The 22,979-nt window shown below is 63.4% G+C and carries 20 protein-coding genes, 2 tRNA genes and 2 pseudogenes; 13 read left to right on the top strand and 11 right to left on the bottom strand.

The window, feature by feature from the left end:
- Positions 1–29 precede the first annotated feature (29 nt).
- Positions 30–1,193 carry a cysteine desulfurase family protein gene (locus FJ428_RS24405; protein ID WP_140880391.1) on the bottom strand — a complete coding sequence of 388 codons (1,164 nt, stop codon included), beginning with the start codon at positions 1,191–1,193 and terminating at the stop codon, positions 30–32.
- A gap of 241 nt (positions 1,194–1,434) precedes the next feature.
- Between FJ428_RS24405 and FJ428_RS24400 the strand changes: the two genes are divergently transcribed.
- Together FJ428_RS24400 and FJ428_RS24395 are read left to right on the top strand one after the other, a co-directional pair.
- Entirely contained in the window at positions 1,435–2,109 is a 675-nt protein-coding gene (locus FJ428_RS24400) for an alpha/beta hydrolase (protein ID WP_140493883.1), read from the top strand.
- Between the two features lie 15 nt (positions 2,110–2,124).
- A complete protein-coding gene (locus FJ428_RS24395; RefSeq protein WP_140556931.1) occupies positions 2,125–2,775 on the top strand; it encodes an FMN-binding negative transcriptional regulator in 651 nt (216 codons plus the stop codon).
- A 17-nt stretch (positions 2,776–2,792) separates the two neighbouring features.
- Here FJ428_RS24395 and FJ428_RS24390 read toward each other — a convergent pair whose 3' ends face one another.
- From FJ428_RS24390 to FJ428_RS24375, 4 genes are all read right to left on the bottom strand, one after another.
- Positions 2,793–3,461: a phosphatase PAP2 family protein gene (locus tag FJ428_RS24390; RefSeq protein ID WP_224519198.1), complete on the bottom strand. Its 669-nt coding sequence runs from the start codon at positions 3,459–3,461 to the stop codon at positions 2,793–2,795.
- Between the two features lie 190 nt (positions 3,462–3,651).
- On the bottom strand, positions 3,652–5,301 hold the full coding sequence (locus FJ428_RS24385; protein ID WP_181167381.1) for a glycosyltransferase family 39 protein: 1,650 nt from the start codon (positions 5,299–5,301) through the stop codon (positions 3,652–3,654).
- A gap of 43 nt (positions 5,302–5,344) precedes the next feature.
- On the bottom strand, positions 5,345–5,677 hold the full coding sequence (locus FJ428_RS24380; RefSeq protein ID WP_140493889.1) for a lipid-A-disaccharide synthase N-terminal domain-containing protein: 333 nt from the start codon (positions 5,675–5,677) through the stop codon (positions 5,345–5,347).
- Positions 5,670–6,404: a glycosyltransferase family 2 protein gene (locus FJ428_RS24375; protein ID WP_140880390.1), complete on the bottom strand. Its 735-nt coding sequence runs from the start codon at positions 6,402–6,404 to the stop codon at positions 5,670–5,672. Before FJ428_RS24375 ends, FJ428_RS24380 begins: the two co-directional genes overlap by 8 nt.
- A 299-nt stretch (positions 6,405–6,703) precedes the next feature.
- On the opposite strand from FJ428_RS24375, the gene tyrS reads away from it, so the two are divergent.
- Positions 6,704–7,957, top strand: a complete 1,254-nt coding sequence (tyrS, locus tag FJ428_RS24370; protein WP_140515784.1) for a tyrosine--tRNA ligase — start codon at positions 6,704–6,706, stop codon at positions 7,955–7,957.
- 7 nt (positions 7,958–7,964) lie between these two features.
- On the opposite strand, the gene FJ428_RS24365 is transcribed toward tyrS, so the two are convergent.
- Positions 7,965–11,354: a DUF3971 domain-containing protein gene (locus FJ428_RS24365; protein WP_140880389.1), complete on the bottom strand. Its 3,390-nt coding sequence runs from the start codon at positions 11,352–11,354 to the stop codon at positions 7,965–7,967.
- Positions 11,355–11,449: 95 nt separating this feature from the next.
- Between FJ428_RS24365 and FJ428_RS24360 the strand changes: the two genes are divergently transcribed.
- Both FJ428_RS24360 and FJ428_RS24355 read left to right on the top strand, forming a co-directional pair.
- The gene (locus tag FJ428_RS24360; RefSeq protein ID WP_140631601.1) at positions 11,450–11,917 is read left to right on the top strand and encodes a peroxiredoxin; all 468 of its coding nucleotides are present in this window, start codon (positions 11,450–11,452) and stop codon (positions 11,915–11,917) included.
- Positions 11,918–12,076: 159 nt separating this feature from the next.
- Entirely contained in the window at positions 12,077–13,381 is a 1,305-nt protein-coding gene (locus tag FJ428_RS24355) for a M23 family metallopeptidase (RefSeq protein ID WP_140631598.1), read from the top strand.
- A gap of 36 nt (positions 13,382–13,417) precedes the next feature.
- On the opposite strand, the gene FJ428_RS30400 is transcribed toward FJ428_RS24355, so the two are convergent.
- Positions 13,418–13,567, bottom strand: coding sequence for a hypothetical protein (locus FJ428_RS30400; RefSeq protein WP_181165117.1), 150 nt, complete (start codon positions 13,565–13,567; stop codon positions 13,418–13,420).
- Positions 13,568–13,734: 167 nt separating this feature from the next.
- Between FJ428_RS30400 and FJ428_RS24350 the strand changes: the two genes are divergently transcribed.
- From FJ428_RS24350 to FJ428_RS24320, 7 genes and pseudogenes are all read left to right on the top strand, one after another.
- A complete protein-coding gene (locus FJ428_RS24350; RefSeq protein ID WP_140631596.1) occupies positions 13,735–14,898 on the top strand; it encodes an ROK family transcriptional regulator in 1,164 nt (387 codons plus the stop codon).
- Positions 14,898–15,662, top strand: a complete 765-nt coding sequence (locus tag FJ428_RS24345) for an ATP-binding cassette domain-containing protein (protein WP_140493903.1) — start codon at positions 14,898–14,900, stop codon at positions 15,660–15,662. The genes FJ428_RS24350 and FJ428_RS24345 overlap by 1 nt, the downstream gene beginning before the upstream one ends.
- A gap of 39 nt (positions 15,663–15,701) precedes the next feature.
- The gene (locus tag FJ428_RS24340; protein ID WP_140515774.1) at positions 15,702–16,742 is read left to right on the top strand and encodes a sugar ABC transporter substrate-binding protein; all 1,041 of its coding nucleotides are present in this window, start codon (positions 15,702–15,704) and stop codon (positions 16,740–16,742) included.
- A gap of 105 nt (positions 16,743–16,847) precedes the next feature.
- A complete protein-coding gene (locus tag FJ428_RS24335; protein WP_140556947.1) occupies positions 16,848–17,843 on the top strand; it encodes an ABC transporter permease in 996 nt (331 codons plus the stop codon).
- Entirely contained in the window at positions 17,840–18,625 is a 786-nt protein-coding gene (locus tag FJ428_RS24330; RefSeq protein ID WP_140631593.1) for an SDR family oxidoreductase, read from the top strand. Before FJ428_RS24335 ends, FJ428_RS24330 begins: the two co-directional genes overlap by 4 nt.
- Positions 18,626–18,782: 157 nt before the next feature.
- Positions 18,783–18,986, top strand: coding sequence for a CsbD family protein (locus FJ428_RS24325; protein WP_140880388.1), 204 nt, complete (start codon positions 18,783–18,785; stop codon positions 18,984–18,986).
- Between the two features lie 379 nt (positions 18,987–19,365).
- Positions 19,366–19,771, top strand: a pseudogene (locus FJ428_RS24320) (methyltransferase); the annotation flags it as partial.
- A 178-nt stretch (positions 19,772–19,949) separates the two neighbouring features.
- On the opposite strand, the gene FJ428_RS24315 reads toward FJ428_RS24320, so the two are convergent.
- Positions 19,950–20,026, bottom strand: a tRNA-Asp gene (locus tag FJ428_RS24315).
- A gap of 216 nt (positions 20,027–20,242) precedes the next feature.
- Here FJ428_RS24315 and FJ428_RS24310 point away from each other — a divergent pair.
- Positions 20,243–20,318, top strand: a tRNA-Val gene (locus tag FJ428_RS24310).
- Between the two features lie 26 nt (positions 20,319–20,344).
- Here the strand turns inward: FJ428_RS24310 and rbsK are convergent.
- The 3 genes and pseudogenes from rbsK to ugpC all read right to left on the bottom strand — a co-directional run bounded on the left by rbsK (position 20,345) and on the right by ugpC (position 22,808).
- Positions 20,345–21,274, bottom strand: a pseudogene (gene rbsK / locus FJ428_RS24305) (ribokinase).
- Between the two features lie 4 nt (positions 21,275–21,278).
- Positions 21,279–21,731, bottom strand: a complete 453-nt coding sequence (locus FJ428_RS24300; protein ID WP_140515764.1) for an RbsD/FucU family protein — start codon at positions 21,729–21,731, stop codon at positions 21,279–21,281.
- Positions 21,732–21,758: 27 nt separating this feature from the next.
- Positions 21,759–22,808 carry a sn-glycerol-3-phosphate ABC transporter ATP-binding protein UgpC gene (gene ugpC / locus FJ428_RS24295; protein ID WP_140493922.1) on the bottom strand — a complete coding sequence of 350 codons (1,050 nt, stop codon included), beginning with the start codon at positions 22,806–22,808 and terminating at the stop codon, positions 21,759–21,761.
- Positions 22,809–22,979 lie beyond the last annotated feature (171 nt).

Below are 22,979 nucleotides of genomic sequence, written 5' to 3'. Positions count from 1 at the left end.
AGGCCGAAAGGCCCAAATTCGTCCAACCGCTACGCGGCCTTCTCCTTGCCCACCCGACGTGCGGCGATTTCTGCCAACGCCAGGCGGAACGCCTCGACCTCCTGCGCGCCGGTCGCCGCGCCGATCGACACGCGCAACGCACCCGGACTGTCACCTTGACCCATGGCCTTCAGCACATGGCTCGGACCGACTTTACCCGACGAGCAGGCGGAACCCGCCGACAGCGCCACACCGGCCAGGTCGAAGGCGATCTGTACCGTTTCGGCCTTGGCGCCGGGAATAGCGAAGAATGTCGTGTTGGCAAGCCTCGGTGCGCCGGTTCCGAAGATTTCCACGTCCGGTATCAACATTTTAACGATGGCCTCGATCTCGTCGCGGCACCGACGCAGGGCGTCGATGGCCTCCAATCCGATGAGAGCCTCCCGCGCCGCCGCGCCAAATCCCGCAATGCCGGGCAGGTTCTCGGTGCCGCCGCGATGGCCCTTTTCCTGGCCACCGCCGTTGATGAGCGGCTTCGGCATCATCAGATCGGCAGCGGCGACGATGGCGCCGACGCCCTTGGGGCCGCCGATCTTGTGCGACGACAGTATCAGATAGTCGGCGTAACCCGCCGAAATGTCGATTGAAATGCGCCCTGCCGCCTGAACCGCGTCTACGACGAGGACACCGCCGACCGACTTTACGATTTCGGCGATACGATCGACCGGCTGGATGACACCAGTCTCATTATTGGCGGCATGGATTGCCACCAGCGGCAGGCCGGCGGCCTTATCGTGCGCGGCAAGCGCGTTTGCCATTGCTTCGAGGTCGACAATTCCATTGGCGTCGACGCCGATCCGCGTCACCTGCGAGGCCGGGAAGGACCCGCCGTTCAACAGGCAGGGGTGGTCGGCTTCGCAGATATAGAGATGGCTCATGCGGATGATCCCGCGCCCCATCCGCCAATCGGGCGTCAGCAGCGTCGAGGCGGCTTCCGTGGCGCCTGACGTGAACACGACATGCCCAGCCTTGGCCTTCACCAATTCCGCCACATCACGCCTTGCAGTTTCGATCAGGCGACGCGCCGCACGCCCCTCGGCATGGACCGATGATGGGTTGGCGGCCACATCGAGCGCCGCGACCATAGCCTCGCGTGCCGCTGCAAGCAGCGGCGCACTGGCATTGTAGTCGAGATAGGCGCGCATTCCGGCCATTTTCTTCCAGTTGGTCCCGTCAGAAGCCATTCCACCGAGATATCGCGTTATTTCCTTGAAATTCCAAGGCAAGCCGTCCTATTTACGCGGCTTGCGGCGCGGGCAGCCGGACGATTGCGTTCCGGCCACCCAGTTTTGAACAATTCTAAACTAGCTTCTATGAAGACGCTCGCCCTGCGTCAAGGCCAGAGGAAGGTTCTCCGGGCGCCGCGCATTCTTATTACCCAAGTTGGAGTATTTCATGCCTGAGGTCATTTTCACCGGTCCGGCCGGTCGTCTGGAGGGTCGCTACCAGCCCTCGAAGGAAAAGAGCGCGCCGATTGCCATTGTCTTGCATCCGCACCCGCAATTCGGCGGGACGATGAACAACAAAATCGTCTACGACCTCTTCTACATGTTCCAGAAGCGCGACTTCACCACGCTGCGCTTCAATTTCCGCGGCATCGGGCGCAGCCAGGGCGAATTCGATCACGGTACCGGCGAATTGTCGGATGCGGCCGCCGCACTCGACTGGGTGCAGTCGCTGCATCCGGATTCCAAGAGTTGCTGGGTTGCCGGCTATTCGTTCGGCTCGTGGATCGGCATGCAGCTTTTGATGCGCCGGCCCGAGATCGAAGGCTTCATCTCGGTCGCGCCGCAACCCAACACCTACGACTTTTCCTTCCTGGCGCCCTGCCCCTCCTCGGGGCTCATCATCCATGGCGACGCTGACAAGGTGGCGCCGCCGAAGGACGTGCAAGGCCTGGTCGACAAGCTGCACACGCAAAAGGGCATCACCATCACGCAGAAGACCTTGCCCGGCGCCAATCATTTCTTCGCCAACGATGCCGAACTGCTGATCGAGGAATGCGCGGATTATCTCGATCGCCGGCTGGCCGGCGAATTGTCGGATCCGCGCCCGAAGCGGCTGCGCTAAGGACGGATAATCGCAATGTACCAGCCTCCTCATTTCCAGGAAACACGGCCGGACGTGCTGCACGGGCTGATCCGGGCACATCCACTCGGCCTCTTGGTTTCCAGCGGACCCGAGGGGCCGGTCGCCGACGCCATTCCGTTCCTGATCGACGCCGATGTCGGGCCAAACGGCAGGCTGCGCGCACATCTGGCTAGAGCCAATCCGCAATGGCGGCTTATCGCCGACAATCCGGCCTCGACGGTGCTGATCGTCTTCCAGGGTACCGACGCCTATGTGACGCCGTCCTGGTACGAGACCAAGCGCGAGACCGGCAAGGTGGTGCCAACCTGGAACTATGCCATCGTGCAGGTGCGCGGCACCGCGAAGGTGATCGATGATCAGGACTGGCTGGCGCGGCAGATCGCCGACCTGACGGCTTCGCAGGAAGGCACGCGTGAGGCGCCATGGGCGGTAACGGATGCGCCTGCCCCGTTCATTCAGTCGCAGATCAAGGGCATCATCGGGCTGGAGATCGAGATCGGCGAAATCCATGGCAAATGGAAGGTCAGCCAGAACCGTCCCGTCGCGGATCGCGCAGGCGTTGCGCACGGGCTTGAAAGCGAGACGGCAAATTCGTCCGACATGGTGAACCTGGTAAGGTCCTATGGCGGACTGAACGGCGACTAAATCCCAGGCTCGATGAATCAGACGGCCGTTCGGCTTGTTCGACCGATCAGCCGAAACGTCTGCTTGCGCACCGGCAATCCCGATCGTGTCGGGCTGAAGATGAAGCCGAGCCGGGCAAAGACCAGTCCGCAAACCAGCGCGAAGGCAAAGCCAAGACCAAAGCCGGCGACGGTATCACTCGGATAATGCGCGCCGACGAAGACCCGCGTCGAGGCGATGCAGGCCGTGATCGGCAAGGCGATGTACCAGCGCCGCGGGAACAAAAGCAGCAGGATGCCGAACACGGCCCCCATGGTCGTGGCGTGACCGGACGGGAAACCGGCAAAGCGCGCATCGAAGGCGAAGGGACGCAGCGAGAGCACGCCGAGATCCTGAAAATAGAGCGGACGCGCCCGGCCGACCGCATATTTCAGGACATTGACCAGCAGGCCGGACAGGCCGATGGCGCTCAACGCAAGGAACGCCAGGCAGGTCCAGTTGTAGACGAGCATCAATGACCGCCGCGACAGGCTTCGCCAGTCCGTCAGATTGGCCCCTATGAGCAAGAGTGCCGGAGGGATGAGATACCAGCCGCCTAGGCCGAACTGCGTCAGGAACTCGGCAAGCCGGCCGAAGCCCGCCGACCACCGGCCGTGCAGCAGTCCCGCCGGGGTGTCGAGGCCGACGAATGCCGCTGCCGTGAGCAAAATCCAGGTTGAGATCCAGAGCGGCCATAGGATTCTGGGATACGAAGCGGAACGAGCGGCGAAGCGCCCTCTGACGATCCGCAGCGTGTCGCGGAAATTTCCAACGGACCGACGCACCACCGCAGCGGGCGCAATGGAAACGGAAGGGCGCGGTTTCACCAGCATTGAAAACCCGATCCCATTGTCGAACTCATTGGGCGATACGGTAGAGGCCGAGCGACATTTTGTCTCCCGATGAAAAGTTGAGCCCGTCGATCGTCGTAAGATGGCTCGCCGCCTTGCCTTGCCCCGCCAGCAATCCATCGAGTTTCTGCTCATCCTCGACCGGCGCCAGCCCCAGCGCGCAGGCGGGGTCGGCAAGCAGATGCTTTGCCACGCCATCGATGTCGGTCAGTATCGTTTTCGTGCCCACCAGGAACACAAGGCTCGGCTCGTGATACCGCGCCGACGCCAGCACCGAGGTGTCGCAAGGCTTGTAGACGCGCACAGCCTGGTCGATCGCCGGGCTCAGCCATATCGGCTTCAAGGACGGGGCGATGACACCAAACAGCAACCCGTAGGCGATGCCCGCACAGGCGGCGACGGCGCCGATACGGGCAAGCGGCACTTGCAGCTGTCGCGAGAAGGCCAGGTAGCCGGCGCCGAGCGCTGATGCGGCCGCCGGAATGCTCCACCACGAGAAAGTGTGGGTGAGATAGATCGGGGCGCCTACACAGACCGCGGCCAGGCCGAGGCTGACCACGACCAGGCCGAAGGCAGTCGACCACCACAACCATTGCTGCCAGCGCCGGAGCGGCGCATTGGCTTCCTGCGGCTGCAATGTCAAAAGCCAGCCGATCAGCAGCGCCATGCCGGGATAGGCCGGCAGCACGTAGTGCGGCAGCTTGGTCGGAATCAGTTCGAATACCAGCCAGAAGGGGATGTACCAGGCGAGGCAGAAGCGCAGCCTGACATCGTCGCGCAGCCGGTTGAGGGCTTGCAGGCCGGCGCCGACGGCGATCAGGCCGAACGGCCACATGAACAGCGAATAGGTCAACATGTAGAAGCCGGGCGGCAGGCCGTGCGATTCCTCGCCCTGGGCGACCTTGCCGAGCATATCCTTGCCGACGGCCTGCTGGAGGAAGGCGCCGTGGCTTTTCCAGGTGATCAGGGCGAGCCAGGGCAACACGATCAGCACGACGAGCAGCAGGCCGCGCCCCACCTTGAGCTTCGACAGCCAGCGCCCGTCGCGTTCGAATGCAAACAAGACAGCGATGGTGAGCGCCGACAGCAGTGGGGCGATCGGCCCCTTGATGAGGATCGCGGCCCCTTGCGCCAGCCAGAATATCCACCACAGATGGCCGGCGACGGGCTCGTTGCGGCGCGATGCCAGGTAAATCTGCGCCAGCGCGCCCTGCGCCGCCACGCAGCAGGCCAGCAGCATCGCATCGGTCTTGGCGTCGCGGCCCTCGAAGGCGGTGGCGAAGATCGCCGCCATCACCAGGCCGGCGGCGATGCCGGCACTGGCTCCGAAAAGCCTGGTGCCCGTCCAGGCGATGCCGAGAACGGCCAAGGCGATGCCCAGCGTCGACACCAGGCGGTAGACCCATATTGGTGCGGCGGCGCCCTTGCCGCTCAGAGCCACGGCCGCGGATTGCAGCCAATAGATGCCGATCGGCTTCTGGTAGCGCGAAGCGTCCTGAAAGCGGATGTCGACATAATCGCCGCTCTCGACCATCTGCTTGGTGGCCTGGACGAAGCGCGGCTCGTCACGGTCCAGCGGCGGCATGGACGCAAGTCCCGACACCGTCATCACCAGGCTGAACAGGAAAAGAAGGATGTAGTTCCTGTTCAGCGCCATATTCCAGCCTCTCCGACTATTCTTCCCTGATGCGCAAAGCCGCTCAATCGACCTTCGTCATCGCCGCCTTGCGTTCATTGGCGATCAGCCAGAGATTTCTGATGTAGATGAACAAGCCCATGCCCTGGCCGGCGATGAACACCGGATCCTGCCGCTTGATGGCATAAATCAGCAACAGACCTCCGCCGAACAGCGAGAAGAACCAGAAGGCGATCGGCACGACGCTTCGCTTGGCCTTTTCCGATGCGAGCCACTGCACGACGAAGCGCATGGTGAAAAAGAACTGGGCGACGAAGCCGAGCAGGATCCACGCGTTGAACTGTTCGATGAAGACCCGGTGGATCCAGGTCACCAGTTCCTGAAGCACGTTAACCATGCATGATTTCCTCTACTTTTGGCATCCGGCGACGCCTGCGGCGCAGCCACCAGACGCCGCAGAGATCGAGCACGCCCTGCAGGCCACGGTCGAAAATTCCGTAGTTCGACTTGCCGTGGCGGCGGGAGCGGTCGACGACGTCGCAATGCACGACATGGTATCCTTCCTGGATGACCAGCGCCGGAACGAAACGATGGGTGCCGTCGAAGAACGGCAGCTTGCGCAGGATCTCGGTGTGGACCGCCTTCAGGCCGCAGCCTGTGTCGCGCGTCTCGTCATGCAGGATGGCGTTTCTCAGCCAGTTGGCGAACCGCGATGCCAGTTGCTTGACCTTGCTGTCGCGGCGCTTCAGGCGCTGCCCTTGCGCGGCGCCGTAGCCGGGCCCGGCCCGCCGCAAGGCGTCGACCAGCATGGGAATGTACTGAGGATCGTTCTGGCCATCGCCGTCGATCGTGGCGACGATGCTTCCGCGCGCCGCCCAGGCGCCGGAGCGTACCGAGAGGCTCTGGCCGGCGGATTTCTCGTGCCGCAATTCCCTGACTGGAAACGGGCGAAGTGCTGCCTGCCTGGCGAGAACGGCTGCGGTTTCGTCGGTCGAGCCGTCGTTGACGATGATCAGTTCGAAGTCGCGCCCGGTCATCGCCGCCTCGATCTCATCGATCAGCAGCGGCAGGTTTGCCGCCTCGTTCCTGCAAGGAATGACGATGGATATCAATGCGTCCGGCATGTCGCGTGGGGCTCTGTCGTCGGATATGGCATTGGGTGGATGCCGTGCGGTGCCGCTTGAGGTCGTGGGCTGCAAGGACCTTTTGGCGCGCGCCTCATTACGCCAGCACAAACAATGAAGCAAGCATCCGCGCCGAGAGGCGGCTTGCGGCGTTTCAACAACAAGTGATTGCCAAGCCCCTGGTCGAAGTGCGATCGGGCGCAAAACCGGAATCCACTTTTGCTGATCGCGCTTGGGTGCTAAACGCGCGCTTTCACATACGCCCGCGCCGGACGGGCGGACGCTTCGGGAAAGAAAAAATGCCTGCCTTCAAATCCGATTTCCTGCGCACGATGAGCGAGCGCGGCTTCATCCACCAGACTTCGGATGATGCCGGGCTGGACGATCTCTTCGCCAAGGAGACGGTGACGGCCTATATCGGCTTCGACGCGACCGCCAAGAGCCTGCACGCCGGCTCGCTGATCCAGATCATGATGTTGCACTGGCTGCAGCAGACCGGCCATCGGCCGATCGCCTTGATGGGCGGCGGCACCTCGATGATCGGCGACCCTTCCTTCAAGGACGAGGCGCGCAAGCTTCTGACCCCGCGCGACATCGACGACAATCTCGCCGGCATCCGCCGCAATTTCATGCCGTATCTCAAATTCGGCAGCGGCCCGAATGACGCGATCATGGTCAACAACGCCGACTGGCTGATGGAGATCAACTACGTCAATTTCCTGCGCGACGTCGGCCGTCACTTTTCGGTCAACCGCATGCTGGCGTTCGATTCCGTCAAGCTGCGGCTCGACCGCGAGCAGTCGTTGTCCTTCCTCGAATTCAACTACATGATCCTGCAGGCCTACGACTTCGTCGAGCTCTACAAGCGCCTCGGCTGCCGTCTGCAGATGGGCGGCTCCGACCAGTGGGGCAACATCATCAACGGCATCGATCTCGGTCGCCGCATGGAGGACGCGCAGCTTTATGCGCTGACGACGCCGCTGCTCACCACCTCGTCGGGCGCCAAGATGGGCAAGTCCGCCACGGGCGCGGTCTGGCTCGATGCCGAGATGCTCTCGCCTTACGAATTCTGGCAGTATTGGCGCAACACCGAGGACGCCGATGTCGGCCGTTTCCTGAAGCTCTACACGACGCTGCCGTTGGACGAGGTGGCGCGCCTGGAGAAGCTCGGTGGGTCCGAGATCAACGAGGCGAAAAAGATCCTCGCCACGGAGATCACCGCGTTGCTCCATGGTCGCGGCGCCGCCGAACAGGCCAGCGAAACCGCACGCAAGACCTTCGAGGAAGGTGCCCTCGCCGAGACGCTGCCGAGCGTCGAGGTTGAAAACGCCAAGCTCGAAGCCGGCGTCGGCATCCTGGCGCTGCTGGTGACCGCCGGGCTGGCGGCGTCCAACGGCGAAGCGCGGCGGCATGTGCAAGGCGGTGCGGTGCGGCTCAACGACCAGCCGGTCAGCGATGACCGCCGCACGGTGACGCTTCAGGATTTGAGTCCGGAAAACGTCGTAAAGCTTTCACTCGGCAGGAAAAAACACATTCTGGTGCGGCCGGTTTGAGGCCCCTTCACCGGTACTCGAAGATCGACCTGAATATCCCCGGCGCGATCACCGAGAGCGGGTTGATGTCGAGCAGCGGCTTGTTGGCGTTGCCCTTGAGCCGGTAGGTCACGCCGATCAGGCCGCGGTCGCGGCCATTGCCCAAAAGCGCGCCGACGATGGGCAGTTCGCCGAAGATGCGGTTGAGGCCGTAGACCGGCATGAAGGTGCCGGTCATGTCCATGTTGTTGTTCTGGTCATAGAGCGTGCCCTGGAACGTCGTGCCGATGCGGGGACCGCGCAGCACGCCATTGGCCAGCCTGAGATAGCCGCTGCCCTTCTCTATCTCGGCGTAGCCGCGTTCGAACTGTACCCGCGAGGTATCGAGCTTGCCCTTGACCGCCTGATTGAGGCTGCGGCTATCGCCTGCCGGGGTGGTCGAGACGATGGACGCGAGCTTCGGTTCGTTGACGACGAAGAAGTTCGTCGTGTCCACCTTGCCCTTCATCGGCCCGTCGCCCGCTCCCGACAAGGCCAGGGCAATCGCCCCACCTTCCATGTGCTCGTAGATGTTGAGGAATCTGAGTATCGCACCGGCGTCCGCCGACTGTACGTTGAGCGAGCGTCGGCCGGCGCTGCTCGTGTTGCTGATGGCTATGGCGGCTCCCGAACTTGCAGTGGCGCTGACCTTCAGCCCGTTCACCTTCGAACCGGCCGCGCTGTAGTCGAGCTTGAGGTTGGACAGTTGCTCGTCGTGGAAACCGGTCAGCCGATCGACGTCGGCGCTGACGGAAATCGCGTCGGCGCCCGTCGTCTTGGTCGCGGTGTCGACGTCGGAGGTGAACTGCTTGATCAGCGAGCGGGCATCCAGGGCGTTGCCGCTGATGTTGACTGCATAGCCCCTGCCCGATCGCTTGACGGATACCGCCACGTCGTCGCCCCGGTTCAGCGCGACTTTGCTGAACTTTGCCGACGACAGGGCCCCGTTGACCAGCACGATGTTGCCGTCGACGGAAAATGTCTTGCCGCCGAGGTCGAAGTCGGACAGCGTCGTGGTATCGCCGGACGTGGTCATGACGAATGTAGCACTTGCGGGAATCCCTGCCCCCTTGCTCCATCCGGCCCAGGGGATGTCGAGCCTGGCATTGGTCAGGTCGGCCGAGACGTTCTGGTTGCCGTCGCCGCTTTTGTCGATCGCGACTTTCACGGTTCCGCCCAGCAACGGGGCCAGCCCCGGCATGGCGGCGGCGCGGATCTTGTCGTCGAGCACCAGGGCCACCTTGCGGCTGCGTGCCGGTCCGCCATTCTCCAGCGGCTCGATCAGGTCGAGTTCGGCCGGAATGCCGTTCAGGGATGCCTTGGCGGAAATCACAGCCTTTTCAGGGTCGACCGTGACGGAACCGTCGGCATCCGTGACGCTCTGGCCTTCGAACGGCTTGGCCAGTGAAAGCCCGCTGTAGTCGAGCGATACCAGCCAATCGAGCTTCGAGCTGTCGACGCCGGATTGCAGCGGAATATCGGCCCTGACATGGCCGGTGACGCTGCCGGACAGGTCTTCGGGCAGGAAGCCGACATGGCGCATGGCATTGATCGGCTCGTAGGAGGCAAGTTCAGCGACCGCGGACGCTTCGCCGGCAACGTCGATGTCGAGCGCGCCGACGACCGGCGGGCGGTTGGCCGCCTTGACGGTCAGCGTGCCGTTGCTGGCCGCCACGGTGCGGCCGCTGGGCATGAAGACGGTGCCAGAGGACAGGGAGATATCGACGTCATTGCCGTGGAAGGCGACGACGCCGACGGCATCGCGTATCGGCGGGATGCGGCCAGCCGTGTCGAAACGCGATCCTTCGATCTGGAAGCGGCCGAACACCTCGTCGGCGGAAAGCGGCACGCCATTGCCGAGGCGATCAGGCACCACCTGGAATTGAAGATTGGCATCGACGACGCGGCCGCCGAACAGATTGTCCAATACCCAGAGCCGCGCGTTGCGCGCCGAAAACCATGGCCAAAGCTGCTTGACGTGCGAGACCGGCATGTCGTGCACGTTGAGCGCCAGATTGATGCCGGGAGCCTTGCCGTCAACGAACTGCACGGCCGCGGTTCCAAGGACCTCGCTGGAAGCGGCCGACCGGACTGCGATCTGATCGGCTACCAATTTATGGCTTTTGGTCTGATAGACGCCGGCGATGCGGGCAAGGAAGGTGAGCGCAGGCTCCGGCGATTCCGAAGGCGCCAGCGTCGAGCCGTCACTGGTCAGATCGTATCGGTAGGCCGGCTCCTCTCCAGCGGCGCCGGTCGCGGGCCTGGGCCCGATCGAGCCGGCGAAATCGAAGGTCGAGCGGCCGGTCTTCAGCAACAGCCTGTCCACCTGGATCTTGTTGCTGCCGCGGACGAGCGTGGCGCCGAGATCGACATCGGCCGACAACAGGCCACGCGTGCCGAGATCAAGCACCGATCCCCTGGACGACAGGGCAGCCGTCAGCCGCGACGCGGTGTCGTCGGCCCCCTGCGACCCTTTGAGCGTCACGCTGAGCGCCCCCAACTTGCCGCCGGACGCCATTGCGCCGCTTTCGCCGCCGTCTTCGGCGATGCCGACGGTGGCATCCAGCGACATCACGCGCCGGGTCTCGGCATCGCGGCTGGCGGATGCGGCGACGGTCACCGCCTTGCCGTCGACATTTGCCTGCGAGGAGAACTCCATGCCGCCTGTCCCCGACTGCAGGACGACCGCGTCGGCGACGGTGATCAACCTGACCGCCTCGGTGTCGGGCAAGACGAATGCCACATTGTGAAGATCGATACGGTGCAGCGATTCCTCGCGCACCGCATCGAGAGCGTGATTGATGTTGGCAAAGAGCGCATCGGACAGTTTTTCGGGATCGATCAGCCCGTCCCGATTGCGCAGTTCGGCCGTCCAGTCGCCGCCCGACGGCATCGCCGCGGTAACGATGCGCGCATCGGAAATCCTGGCGCTGGTCAGCCGCACCTCGCCTCGAAGCAGCGGCAGCAGGCGGATGCCGAAACGCACCCTGCCCGCATCGGCCATGGGTTTACCGTCGCTGGCCTTCAGGCTGACGTCGCTCACCTGGAGCGCGACGAAGCTCGAACTGTCGAGGGTGATGCGGGCGGGCCCGACCGCAACATCGACATCGACGCCCGCAAGCTTCTCGATGGCGGCCTCCGCCTCGACGCGCAGCCGGTCGGCCCCTATTCCGGAGACACCGATGAGATAGACAGCCACCGCCGCCAGCAGCACCAGCGCAACGGCGCCGGCAAACAGCCGCGATAGGATACGAAAGCCGCGGCCGATCGCCGCCTGGCCGAGCGGCGGAACGCGGCAAGCCGATGGCAAGGCGCCCAGGTCGGTGATTTCATCCCGCCTGAACCTGATCTTCTCGTGCTGCGGTTGCTCCTGATCCACGCAATTTTCCGTTCTACGAACTCGCTCGTGGACGAATCCCCGCTCGACACTATATCGGTGTGGCTTCGCGCGTAACCTCAAACAAGGGCATGGATATGGCTGACCTCAATGTGGGCGATCCCGCGCCGCAATTCGAGTTGCCGCGGGACGGCGGTGGTTCGCTCAGCCTGGCCGGCTTTGCCGGCAGACCTGTCGTCCTCTACTTCTACCCACAGGACGACACCAGCGGCTGCACCGCCGAAGCGATCAGCTTTACGCAGTTGAAGCCGGAGTTCGAGAAGGCCGGCGCCGTCGTGATCGGCCTGTCGCCCGACAGCGCCAGGAAGCACGACAAGTTCAAGTCGAAATACGATCTTACCATCGACCTTGCCTCCGACGAGGAGCGCAAGGTGATCGAGGCCTACCACCTTTGGGTCGAAAAATCGATGTATGGCCGCAAATACATGGGTGTCGAGCGCGCGACGTTCCTGATCGGCCGCGACGGGCGCATCGCCAGGATCTGGCGCAAGGTCCGCGTCAAGGGCCATGCCGAGGAGGTGCTGGAAGCTGTGCGGGCGATTTAAGGGGGCGCCTCCGCGCCCTTGTTTTCACAAAGCGACGCGAAGCAACCCCATGCTCGCTTTGCGGGCAATTCTTGCCGGCGTCTTGCTTCGGCAAAGCTTTGTTAACCTTAATAATGTGTAGTCGGGCTGTCGTGGTGTCGTAAACGAAAGCTTGGTCCCGTGAACGCAACCGGTCAGTCCGCGATCTTTGGCAGGCGCAAGGAACCGCATACAGTCATCATCGCCCGCGGCAGCGAGATCAGGCACTTCACGATCCGGCCCTGGCTGGTTGTATTTCTCGGTTCGGCGCTGGCGGCGATCGCCATCGGTTACCTGCTGGCCACCTCCTATCTCGTGCTGCGCGACGACCTGATCGGCGCCACCACCGCGCGCCAGGCCCGCATGCAGCAGGCTTACGAAGACCGCATCTCGGCGCTTCGCGCCCAGGTCGACCGCATCACCAGCCGGCAGTTGCTTGACCAGCAATTGATGGAAACCAAGGTGAGCGAGCTTTTGGAGCGCCAGACGCAGCTCAGCCAGCGCCACGGCCGCCTCGGCCCGCTGCTCGACCGCGCCGAAAATGAAGTCGGCGCAGCGACGGCCGAAGATCCGGCAGCGCCGGCAAAGCCTGACAAACACGCCGAAGTGACCGGCAGCATCGCCCAGCCTGCTCAAAGCTACGCGCTGGCCAGCCTCGGCGCCGCCACTGGCACCGCCGACACCAGGCCGTTCTCCCTGTGGGCGACCCGCTCCGATCCGCTGCCGAACGATTCGGCCGCCGATCGTGCCGACAAACTGTTCATTTCGATCAACAAGTCGTTGAAATCCATCGAGAACGACCAGCTCACGCGCATCAGCATACTTGCTGACAACGCCTACAAGAATGCCGACGCCATAACCCAGGCGCTCGAGGCGGCCGGGCTGCCGGTCGACAGTGATTTCGGCAAGAACGAAAGCGATGTCGGCGGACCGCTGATCCCGCTCGACAGCTCGATGTTTTTCGACAGCAAGGTCAAGGAACTGGACGAGGCGCTGGACACGCTCGATCAACTCAAGAAGGAAGCACGCCGGCTGCCGCTCGCCAATCCCGCACCCGGTCATTCCGTCACCAGCCCGTTCGGCGTGCGCACCGACCCGATCCTCGGCACGGCCGCCCTGCATTCGGGAATGGACTTCAGGGCGCCGATCGGCATGGCGGCCAAGGTCACCGCGCCAGGCGTGGTCACCAAGGCCGGCTGGAATGGCGGCTATGGCCGCATGGTCGAAGTCGATCACGGCAACGGGTTTGCCACGCGCTATGGACATCTCAGCGAAATCGACGTGACCGTGGGCGAAAAAGTGGATGCCGGCGCTGTCATCGGCAAGACCGGCAGCAGCGGTCGCTCGACCGGCCCGCATCTGCATTACGAAGTCCGCCACAATGGCGAAGCGATCGATCCTTTGCGTTTCCTCACGGTCGGCAAGAAGGTCGCGCAGTATCTCTAACGCACGGGCCCAGGCCGCCGCCATCCCGCGCCGTCCTCATTGCTTTTTCGCATCCTTGTCGCCGTTCAGGGCTTTTCCCTTTCGGGGCGACCGCAAATTGTCGAAGCCCATATAGTGGTCGGTATCAGATGTGTTCCATCTGCCGCCCAGGCAGATGATGGCAATGGCCGCGGCGAAGATCAGCAAGACATAAATCTTATCCATGTCCCGCTATCTAGCGCGCGGTGATCAGCCGGACACCGGCCGGCTTTTCCGCCGTAGCGGGCGCGTCCCTCAAATGCGGTGCATTTTTGAATTCCATTTGACTGAATAAATATTTGGTGCCAACCTTGCCTCAACCGGGGACGCAAGGCATGGCATTGCGAGGGACCAATCAGGAGTTCGGGCGGCCGTACAACCGACGCATCGTGCTCGAATCGATCCGCCGGTACGGCCCCATCGCCAGGGGCGATATCGCCAGGCATGTCGGCCTCACCGTTCAAACCGTATCGACCATCGTTCGCGAACTGGAGGAGCAGGGTTACGTCCTGTCCGTACGCGAGGAGCCGAAGGGCCGTGGCCTGCCACCGGCGACGCTGCGCATCAATCCCGAGGGCGGCTATGCCGTCGGCATCCACCTGACGCCGCTGGGGATCGACGCGGCGCTGATCAATCTCAGCGGTGACGTGATCGACAGCTTGCACCGCGAGGCCCCCAACGCGACGCCCGATCATGCGTTCGACCAGGTCCGCGCCATGGTCCGCGACCTGACCGGAACGCGCGCCGCGGGCCGCGTCATCGGCATCGGCATGGCGCTTCCCGGCCCGTTCGGCGTGGACACGATGAGCTTCATCGGGCCGACCACAATGGCCGGCTGGAAGGACGTGGCGCTGCGCGAGCGGCTGACGGCGGCGACAGGATTGCCGGCCTTTTTCGACGGCGACATGGCTGCGGCCGCCATGGGCGAGCGCCTCTACGGCATCGGCGCCCAGCATTCCGAATATTACTATCTCTATTTCGGCGTCGGACTTGGCAGCGCCATGATGCATGACGGCAGCGTCCTGCGCGGCGCCTGGGGCAATGCCGGCGAGATCGGCCATATTCCCGTCGTTCCCAATGGCGAGCTTTGCCCGTGCGGCAATCGCGGTTGCCTCGAACGTTATGTCTCGCTCGAAGCGCGAGGGCGCTGGAAGGGCAGCGATGCCGATTGGGTCGCCGAGGTCGGCCCGATCTTCCGCAACGCCATTGCCATCATCGAGAACCTTTTCGACCCCGAGACGGTCGTGCTCGGCGGGCTGGCGGCGCCGGACCTGCTCGAACGCCTGGCGAGATCGGCTGCGCCTCTGCACAATTCGGTTTCGGCCCGCAAGGACCGCAAGACGCCACGCATCGTCGTCGCCGGCGGCGGCCAGCAAGCCGTGCTGCGCGGCGCGGCCGCATTGGCCGTCTCTGGCGTGTTGTCGCCACGCTTCGGCCAGATGTTCACCGCCGGGCGCGAACGCGGCCGCGATATTCTGACAGCCAGGGAGGTTGCCTGATGAGCGAACCCTTGCTGGTGCTCGACAACGTCACCAAGAACTACGGCGCGATCCAGGCGCTGAAGGGTATCAGCTTCTCGATCGGCAAGGGCGAGGTGGTCGCGTTGCTGGGCGACAACGGCGCCGGGAAGTCGACGCTGGTCAAGATCATCGCCGGCGGCCTGGAGCCCACCTCCGGCCGCATGCTGTTCGAAGGCAAGGAGTTCCTTGCCAAATCCCCCGCCGAGGCCAAGGCGGCGGGCATCGAGACCGTCTATCAGGACCTGTCGCTGTGCACCAATGTCGACGTGGTGGCCAATTTCTTCATGGGCCGTGAGATCACGCGCAAGGTGCTCGGCATTCCAGTGCTCGACGAGCGGGCGATGGAGGCCGTGGTCGGCAAGGCGCTTGCCAGCGCCGGCACCCGTATTCCGTCATTGCGCACCAATGTCGAGCATCTCTCGGGCGGGCAGCGGCAAGCCATCGAGCTCAACCGCTTCGTGCACTGGGGCGGCAAGCTTGTGCTGCTCGACGAGCCGTTCGCAGCGCTTGGCGTCGAACAGACGCGGCGCGGCCTCGACATGATCCGCCAAGTGGCGAACCAGGGCATCGGCGTCGTCATCATCACCCACATCATGCAGCAGGCCTTCCAGGTCGCAGACCGGATCGTGGTGATCCGGCAAGGCGTCGTGGCCGGCGATGTCGCACGCAACAAAACAAGTCCCGATGCGGTGATCAACATGATCACCGGGGAGACGCTTGCCGGTGCCGGACCGGCGGGCTGAGGGACAAAAGAGGGGTCCGGCACTAGAGGAGCCAACGACATGAAACGAATACTTCTTTCTGTCCTAGGTATCCTGGCACTGGCAGTTGCCACGCTCACGCCGGCATTCGCCCAGTCCAAGGGTACCGTCTACTACATGGTGCCGACCTTGCTCGATGAGTTCCAGACCGGCTCGGTGAGCGCGCTGGAACTGTTCCTGAAACAGGTCGGCTACGAGATGAAGACGCTGAACGCCGACAACAAGACCGACGCCCAGCAATCGCAGATGAACGACGTCATCGCGCTGAAACCGAAGGCGATCATCCTGGCCGCCGTCGACTTCAACGCGCTGAAGCCGTCGATCGAGGCCGCGCGCGCGGCCGGCATACCTGTCGTGGAATTCGATCGCCAGATCACCTCCACTCCGTCCGACTTCACCTCGGTAGCCGGCACTGTCGAGATCGGCCACGTCGCCGCCGAACAGGCCGAAGCGCTGCTGAAGGCCAAGAACGGCGCTGTGAAGGGCAAGATCCTGCAGGTGCTCGGCGACCCCGGCGATCCCTACACGCTCGACATCCAAAAGGGCTTTGAAGAGAAGATGAAGGCGTTCCCGGACGTCAAGATCATCTCGCTGCCGGCCATGCAATGGGAGGCCAGCAACGCCGGCACCATCGTCGCCGACCAGATGCTTGCCAACCCCGACATCGACCTGATCTTCAGCCACGCCGCGCATCTTTCGGTCGCCGCCGTCGCCTCGCTCGAGGCCGCCGGCAAGAAGCCGGGCGACGTCATGCTGATGAGTTCGAACGGCGCGCCGGTCGGCCTCGACCTGATCCGCAAGGGCTGGCTCAACGTCGAAGTCGAACAGCCGCTCTACGCGCAGGCCGCGGCCGTCGCCATGTTCATGGACAAGGTCGTCAACAAGCAGGAAATCAAGCCCGGCGACTATGACGTGCTTGGGCTGAAATCAGTGGTGACCAAGGAGGCCTGGGGCCCGAACATCAAGATCCCGGGTGCCGCGATCACCAAGGAGAACGTCGACAATCCAGCCTTCTGGGGCAACCAGAAGCCGCCGACGGACACCGTTAAGCCCGTCGAATAAACCTTCCCCAGAACGGCTCCGGGCCACCCGCCCGGAGCCGCCCTGCCCGGCAGAATTGCCCGGCATAGAGCCGCCGCGGCATTCGAACCCAAACCGGATCAGCCCATGAGCCCCCGCACCCGTCAAATCCTCGAGTTCGTCCTCGATAATCTCGTCTGGTTCATGCTGGTCTTCGTGCTGGTGGTGTTCTCCCTTTTCATTCCCAACTATTTCCAGCTCGGTATTTTCGCCAACATCATCGAAGCCTCCAGCGTGCTAGGCGTGATGTCGATCGGCCTGGCGCTTGTCATCATCGCCGGGCACATGGACCTGTCGGTCGAATCGGTGGCCGCGCTCAGCGCCATGGTGGTCGGCATCCTGTTCTGCTCTTCGGGCATCGGCTTCGGCGTACAGTTGCATCCGGACTGGCTGATGGTGCCGGTCTCGCTGCTGCTGGCGCTTGCCGTCGGCGGCGTCATCGGCGCTTTCAACGGATTCCTGGTCGTCAAGGTCAAGATGAGCGCCTTCATCATCACGCTGGCCTCCTACATCTGGGTGCGCGGCCTGGTGCTGGTCATTTCCGGCGGCCGCTCGGCGCAGGATCTGGCGCCTGCCATCCGCTGGTTCGGCATCCAGCGGCTGATCGGTCTGCCGCTCACCGCCTGGATCGCGATTGCCTGCTTCGTCGTCTTCTCGCTGATCATGGCCAAGACGCCTTTCGGCAGGCATCTGGTGATGATCGGCGGCAACGAGACGGCGACCTTCCGCGCCGGCATCCGCGTCAACCGCAACCTGATCATCGCGTTCGTACTTGCCGGCGCCATAGCCGGCCTTGCCGGCTGGCTGCTCGCCATCCGCACATCGGGCGCCACCGCCAATCTCGGCGTCGGCCTGCTGTTCAACGCCTTTGCCGCCGTCGTCATCGGCGGCGTCAGCCTGAAAGGCGGCGTCGGCACCTTACCCGGCGTCTATGCCGGCGTGCTGCTTTTGTCGGCCATCAACACGGCGATCAATCTGATGGGCCTGCCCGCCAACTTCACCCAGGTCATTCACGGCCTGCTGGTGCTGGCGGCGGTCCTGCTCGACGCCTTCAAGCAAACCATTCGCCAGAGGCTCGCATGACCGTAGGGCCAGAGACCGGAAGACTGTCGGGCAAAGTGGCGCTGATCGTCGGCGCCGCGCGCGGCATCGGCAAGGGCATCGCCCAACGTTTCGCCGAAGAAGGCGCCAGGCTTGTGCTTGCCGACACCGAGATCGAGGTGGGGCGAGCGACCGCCAGTGAACTTGACGCCGCCTTCATCGGCACGGACATCTCGCTTTTGGCCGATGTCGAGGCCGCCGTCGCGCTGGCGCTCGCGCACCATGGCCGCCTCGACATCATCGTCCAGAACGCCGGCATTTATCCCTGGCAATTGCTGGAGAACACCAGCCCGGACGACTGGGATCGCGTCATGGCGGTCAATCTGCGCGGCAGTTTCAATGCCGCTCGCGCCGCACTGGTGCCGATGAAGGCGCAGCGCCGCGGGCGCATGCTGTTCACCTCCTCGATCACCGGACCGCACGTCACCAGTCCCGGCCACGGCCACTATTCCGCGACCAAGGCAGGCATAAACGGGCTGATCCGTTCGGCGGCGCTCGAATTCGCCGGCTACGGCATAACCGTCAACGGCGTCGAACCCGGCAACATTCTCACCGAGGGAATGGAGCTTCACCGGGGTGCTGCCTTCATCAAGAACATGGAAGACGCCATTCCGCTCGGCCGGCTGGGCAGCCCGCGCGACGTCGCCAATGCCTTCCTGTTCCTGGCCTCCGACGATGCCAGCTACATCACCGGCACCACGATTGTCGTCGATGGCGGGCAATTGCTGCCGGAGGGGAGCGACTTCAGGCTGGCGCCGCCGTGAACAACGCGTGAGGGGAACAAGAAAGCCGGCGCACATCATCACTGATGCCAAGCGCAGCCGCAGCGTCCCCGCTGGCGGTGATCGGCGGGGATTTGGCCCACCGGAACCTCATGGCGATACACCCGTTCTTCCATGTGTGATTCAGGAGATAGCCACAATGGATTGGAACCGCGTCGAAGGAAATTGGAAGCAGGTCAAGGGTAAAGTCAAGGAGCAGTGGGGCAAGCTCACTGATGATGATCTCGACCGCATCGCCGGCAAACGCGATCAGCTTGAGGGCATTATCCAGGAACGCTACGGCATCGAGAAGGATCGCGTACGCCGAGCCGTCGACGACTGGTATAGTCGGCAGGGCTGGTAGATAGCAGAGCTGCCAGGGGAGGCGTCTTTGCCGAGAGCCGTTATGCCAGCGGTCGGCGGGCTCTCTCCGCCTTCCCGGTCATCGGCATAATGGCGCTCCGGCGCGCAAAAAGGCACAACGTCTACACCTACAAGATCTGCGGCCAGAAAGCCGATATGCGCTACCTACGCCGGTGGATGAGCAGCCGGATCATAGGCCCTTGAGATCGGCTGGAACTCGCCCATGTCGCGCAGATGTTCCGTTATCGCGGAATATCGAACCATAAGGTTTTCCGTCATTATACTTCCTGGCGGACCCCAACCCGCCTGGCCGGCGTCCTGCAAGTCGGGTTTACCCCACCCGCCCCCAAAAAAGGGCGCCGGCCACCTCCGCTCGGCACGGCGCGCGCCTTGCGTGGATGGTGTGGCAGAATCAGGAGAATAACGAGTGGTCTGGTGCCATTCGGCAAACCTTTGGCCCCCGGAACTGCGGTTTCCGCAGATGCCCGCAAACCGTATTCACTTGGCGATCCCACCCTCGCTACAGAACTTCTGGGCACGACAGGCTTTGTTTCGATCGATTTCATCGACGTGCGGGAACCGGTCTTCTATGTGCCAGACGTCGATAGAGCGTTTGATGCGATCATCGACCTTTAACTTGTAAAGGACGCGCTCGCGCGAACCGATGAGGCGGCCGACAAGGCATTGCTGCGCCTGCGCGATCTACTGGAGGCGCATATGACCAGCGAGGGCGTACTCTTCGACTCGCGCGCGTGGATCATCACAGCTCATACGGCGACAAGGTGATTGGCTCTTGCGGCCTTGATCGTCCGGGAACGCTTTCACTGTGTGGATGTTTTTAACAAGCAGGCCGCGGAGCCACGTCCCAGATCCGCAAGGTCTGGGTTATCCCCGGCAAGAAAACATTTTGACATTCGACGTCGACATTTCTCCCAAGCCAAGGGTTTGTTTCCCCTAGGAGAAATGGCGCGAGTGACGGGGCTCGAACCCGCGACCTCCGGCGTGACAGGCCGGCACTCTAACCAACTGAGCTACACCCGCGCATTGACGAGCACGTGTCAGCCGTGTTCGTCGTTGGGCGCTGGATAAGGGGTTCGCCACCGGGTGTCAAGCGCACGAAACCATCATAACATCAAACTGGAGAAGGTTTTTTGACAGCCGGCGTTTTGTTCGCAAATACGGCCCGCAACCACGGCGTCCCACACTCATTTGGCCTTGCGAAGCTGGTCCCGACCGCTTAAAGGTCCGGCCCGGAGCGGGCGATTAGCTCAGTTGGTAGAGCGCTTCGTTTACACCGAAGATGTCGGCGGTTCGAGCCCGTCATCGCCCACCATTCAGGCGCCTTTCATTCAAAACGCCTCAGCCCCTTGCCAGCAGCGCCTCGACCTCGTGCAAGTCCGGCATGGACGGCGCGGTGCCTGGCCTCGTCACCGAAATGCCCGCAACGGCGCAAGCAAAGCGCACGGCTTGCAGGGGCTACATCCCACGCGACAGCGCGGCGGCCAGGCCGCCATTGAAGGCATCGCCGGCTCCCGTGGTCTCGACCACCGGGCCGGCGCTGACGGCGGCGACATGTTCGGACCGATCCCTCGTGTGCAGCAATGCGCCTTTCTCTCCCAACGTGACGATGACGGCGCCGGCGCCCTTTTCGAGCAGCTTGCCGGCGGCTGCGCGGGCGTCATCGACCGAGGCGACCTTCATGCCGGTCAACTCCTCCGTCTCGGTCTCGTTGGGCGTGAGGTAGTCGCAGAGCGAATAGATGCGGTCGGGGAGCCTGGCCGCCGGAGCCGGGTTGAGGATGGTCGTCACCCCTGCCCCGCGCGCGATCTCCAACGCCCGCAGCGCCGCCTCGATGGGCTGTTCGAGTTGCGTCACGAAGACGCCGGCACCACGAATCAGGGCGGCATTGGCCTCGATGTCGTCGGGCGAGATCAGCATCGCCGCGCCGGGGCTGACGATGATGGCGTTGTTGCCGGTGCCCTCCTCGACGAAAATATAGGCAGCGCCCGTATAGCTGTCGGGCGTGTCGATCACGGCATTCTTCACGCCGGCGTCCTTCCAGGTGCGCTTGGCCATGTCGGCGAAGGCATCGACGCCGAGGCGCGTGAGGAAGGTTGCATCGGCGCCGAGCTTACCGGCCGCAACCGCCTGGTTCGAACCCTTGCCGCCGGGACCGAGGGTGAAGGACGTTCCGAGGATCGTCTCGCCCATGCGCGGCTGCCGCGCGGCGCGATAGGCCGTGTCGGCGACAAAGACTCCGAGGATGACGATCGGCTTGCCGGCCAGCATGCCGCTACTCCGCATCCGGCGGGACCACGCCCTTGCGGAAGGCAAAACAGCCGTAGAAACGGCGCTCGCCGGTCTGGATGACGCAGTAAGCCTGCTTGGCGCGCTCGTAGAAAGCGTAGCGCTCGACCGGCAGCATCGGCCATGGCTTGCCCTCGGCGGCGTCGATCTCCTTTTGCACTTCCTGCTGGACGGGCGGGATCTCGTCCGGCTTGCCGACGATCTCCATGCGCGCGGCCGAATCGTCGACGAACGTATCCAGCGGGTAGAGCGACAGCACCGCCTTCACGACTTGCGCCGCCGGCGCGTCGATGCGCAGCAGCCGCCCGAGCGCCGTCTGGCGCGCCACCGAATCGGAGGGGAAGTTTGTGTCGGCGATAATCAGGTCGTCGCCGTGTCCCATCGCCCGCAATGCCTGGAGCACGTCGGCATTGAGGAGCGGATTGATCCCTTTGAGCATGATATTCCTCGTGAAATGAGTTTGAGATCAGAGACGCCTGCCGGTCTCGGCATCGAACAGATGGATGTGGTCGAGCCGCGGCCTGAGCTTGAGCGTATCGCCGGGCTTGAAGTCGTGGCGTTCGCGGAACAGCGCCACCATCTCGCCGTCCCCGAAACGCAGGAAGACCAGGGTTTCCGAGCCAGTCGGCTCGACCACCGAAATCTTGGCAGGCACGCCATCGGCATGAATCTCGAGATGCTCCGGCCGCACGCCATAGACGACGGCGCGCCCTTCCTCCACGGCGCTGCCGGGCGTGACCGGGAACAGAGCGCCGGCGATGTCGACACCGCCCTTGCGCGCGACGCCCTTGAGCAGGTTCATCGACGGAGAGCCAATGAAGCCGGCGACAAACAAGTTGGCAGGCCGGTCGAACAGTTCCAGCGGTGCGCCGACCTGTTCAATGCGGCCGTCGCGCATCACCACGATCTTGTCGGCCATGGTCATGGCTTCGATCTGGTCATGCGTGACATAGATGGTGGTGGTCTTCAGCCGCTGGTGCAATTCCTTGATCTCGGTGCGCATCTGCACGCGCAGCTTGGCGTCGAGATTTGAGAGCGGCTCGTCAAACAGGAACACCTGCGGGTTGCGCACGATGGCGCGGCCCATGGCGACGCGCTGGCGCTGGCCGCCGGAAAGCTGCCGGGGATAGCGTTTCAGATAAGGGTTGAGGTCGAGGATGTCGGCGGCGCGCTTGACCCGCTCGGCAACCACGGCCGGATCGGTTTTGCGCAGCTTGAGCGCAAAGGCCATGTTCTGCTCGACTGTCTTGTGCGGATAGAGCGCATAGTTCTGGAACACCATGGCGATGTCGCGCTTGGCCGGCGGCAAGTGGTTGACCACACGGTCGCCGATGGCGATCGTGCCGCCGGAGACGGTCTCCAGCCCCGCCACCATTCTCAGCAGCGTGGACTTGCCGCAACCCGAAGGACCGACCAGCACCACGAATTGGCCGTCAGATATATCGACGCTGACTTCGTGCAGAACCTTGACGGTTCCAAACGCCTTGGCCACTTTGCTGATCGCGACTTGAGCCATATCTCCCCCATCGGCTCCATTGCCGTATGCGCAGAAGCTAACCAACGCGACCTGCCAGGGCAAGCCGGTCTCTTCCCGACAAAACCCGGTCTCGTGTCGGTAGCTAATCAAGTTGTCCGGTTTGGTAGCACATGATCTGTCCGCTTCTGTTTTGGCGTCGAAGCGGTTCAC

The organism is Mesorhizobium sp. B2-8-1, from assembly GCF_006440955.1.
Lineage (GTDB): Bacteria > Pseudomonadota > Alphaproteobacteria > Rhizobiales > Rhizobiaceae > Mesorhizobium.
The sequence above is the reverse complement of the archived record's forward strand: the minus strand, read 5'-3'. Positions and strand labels throughout refer to the sequence as shown.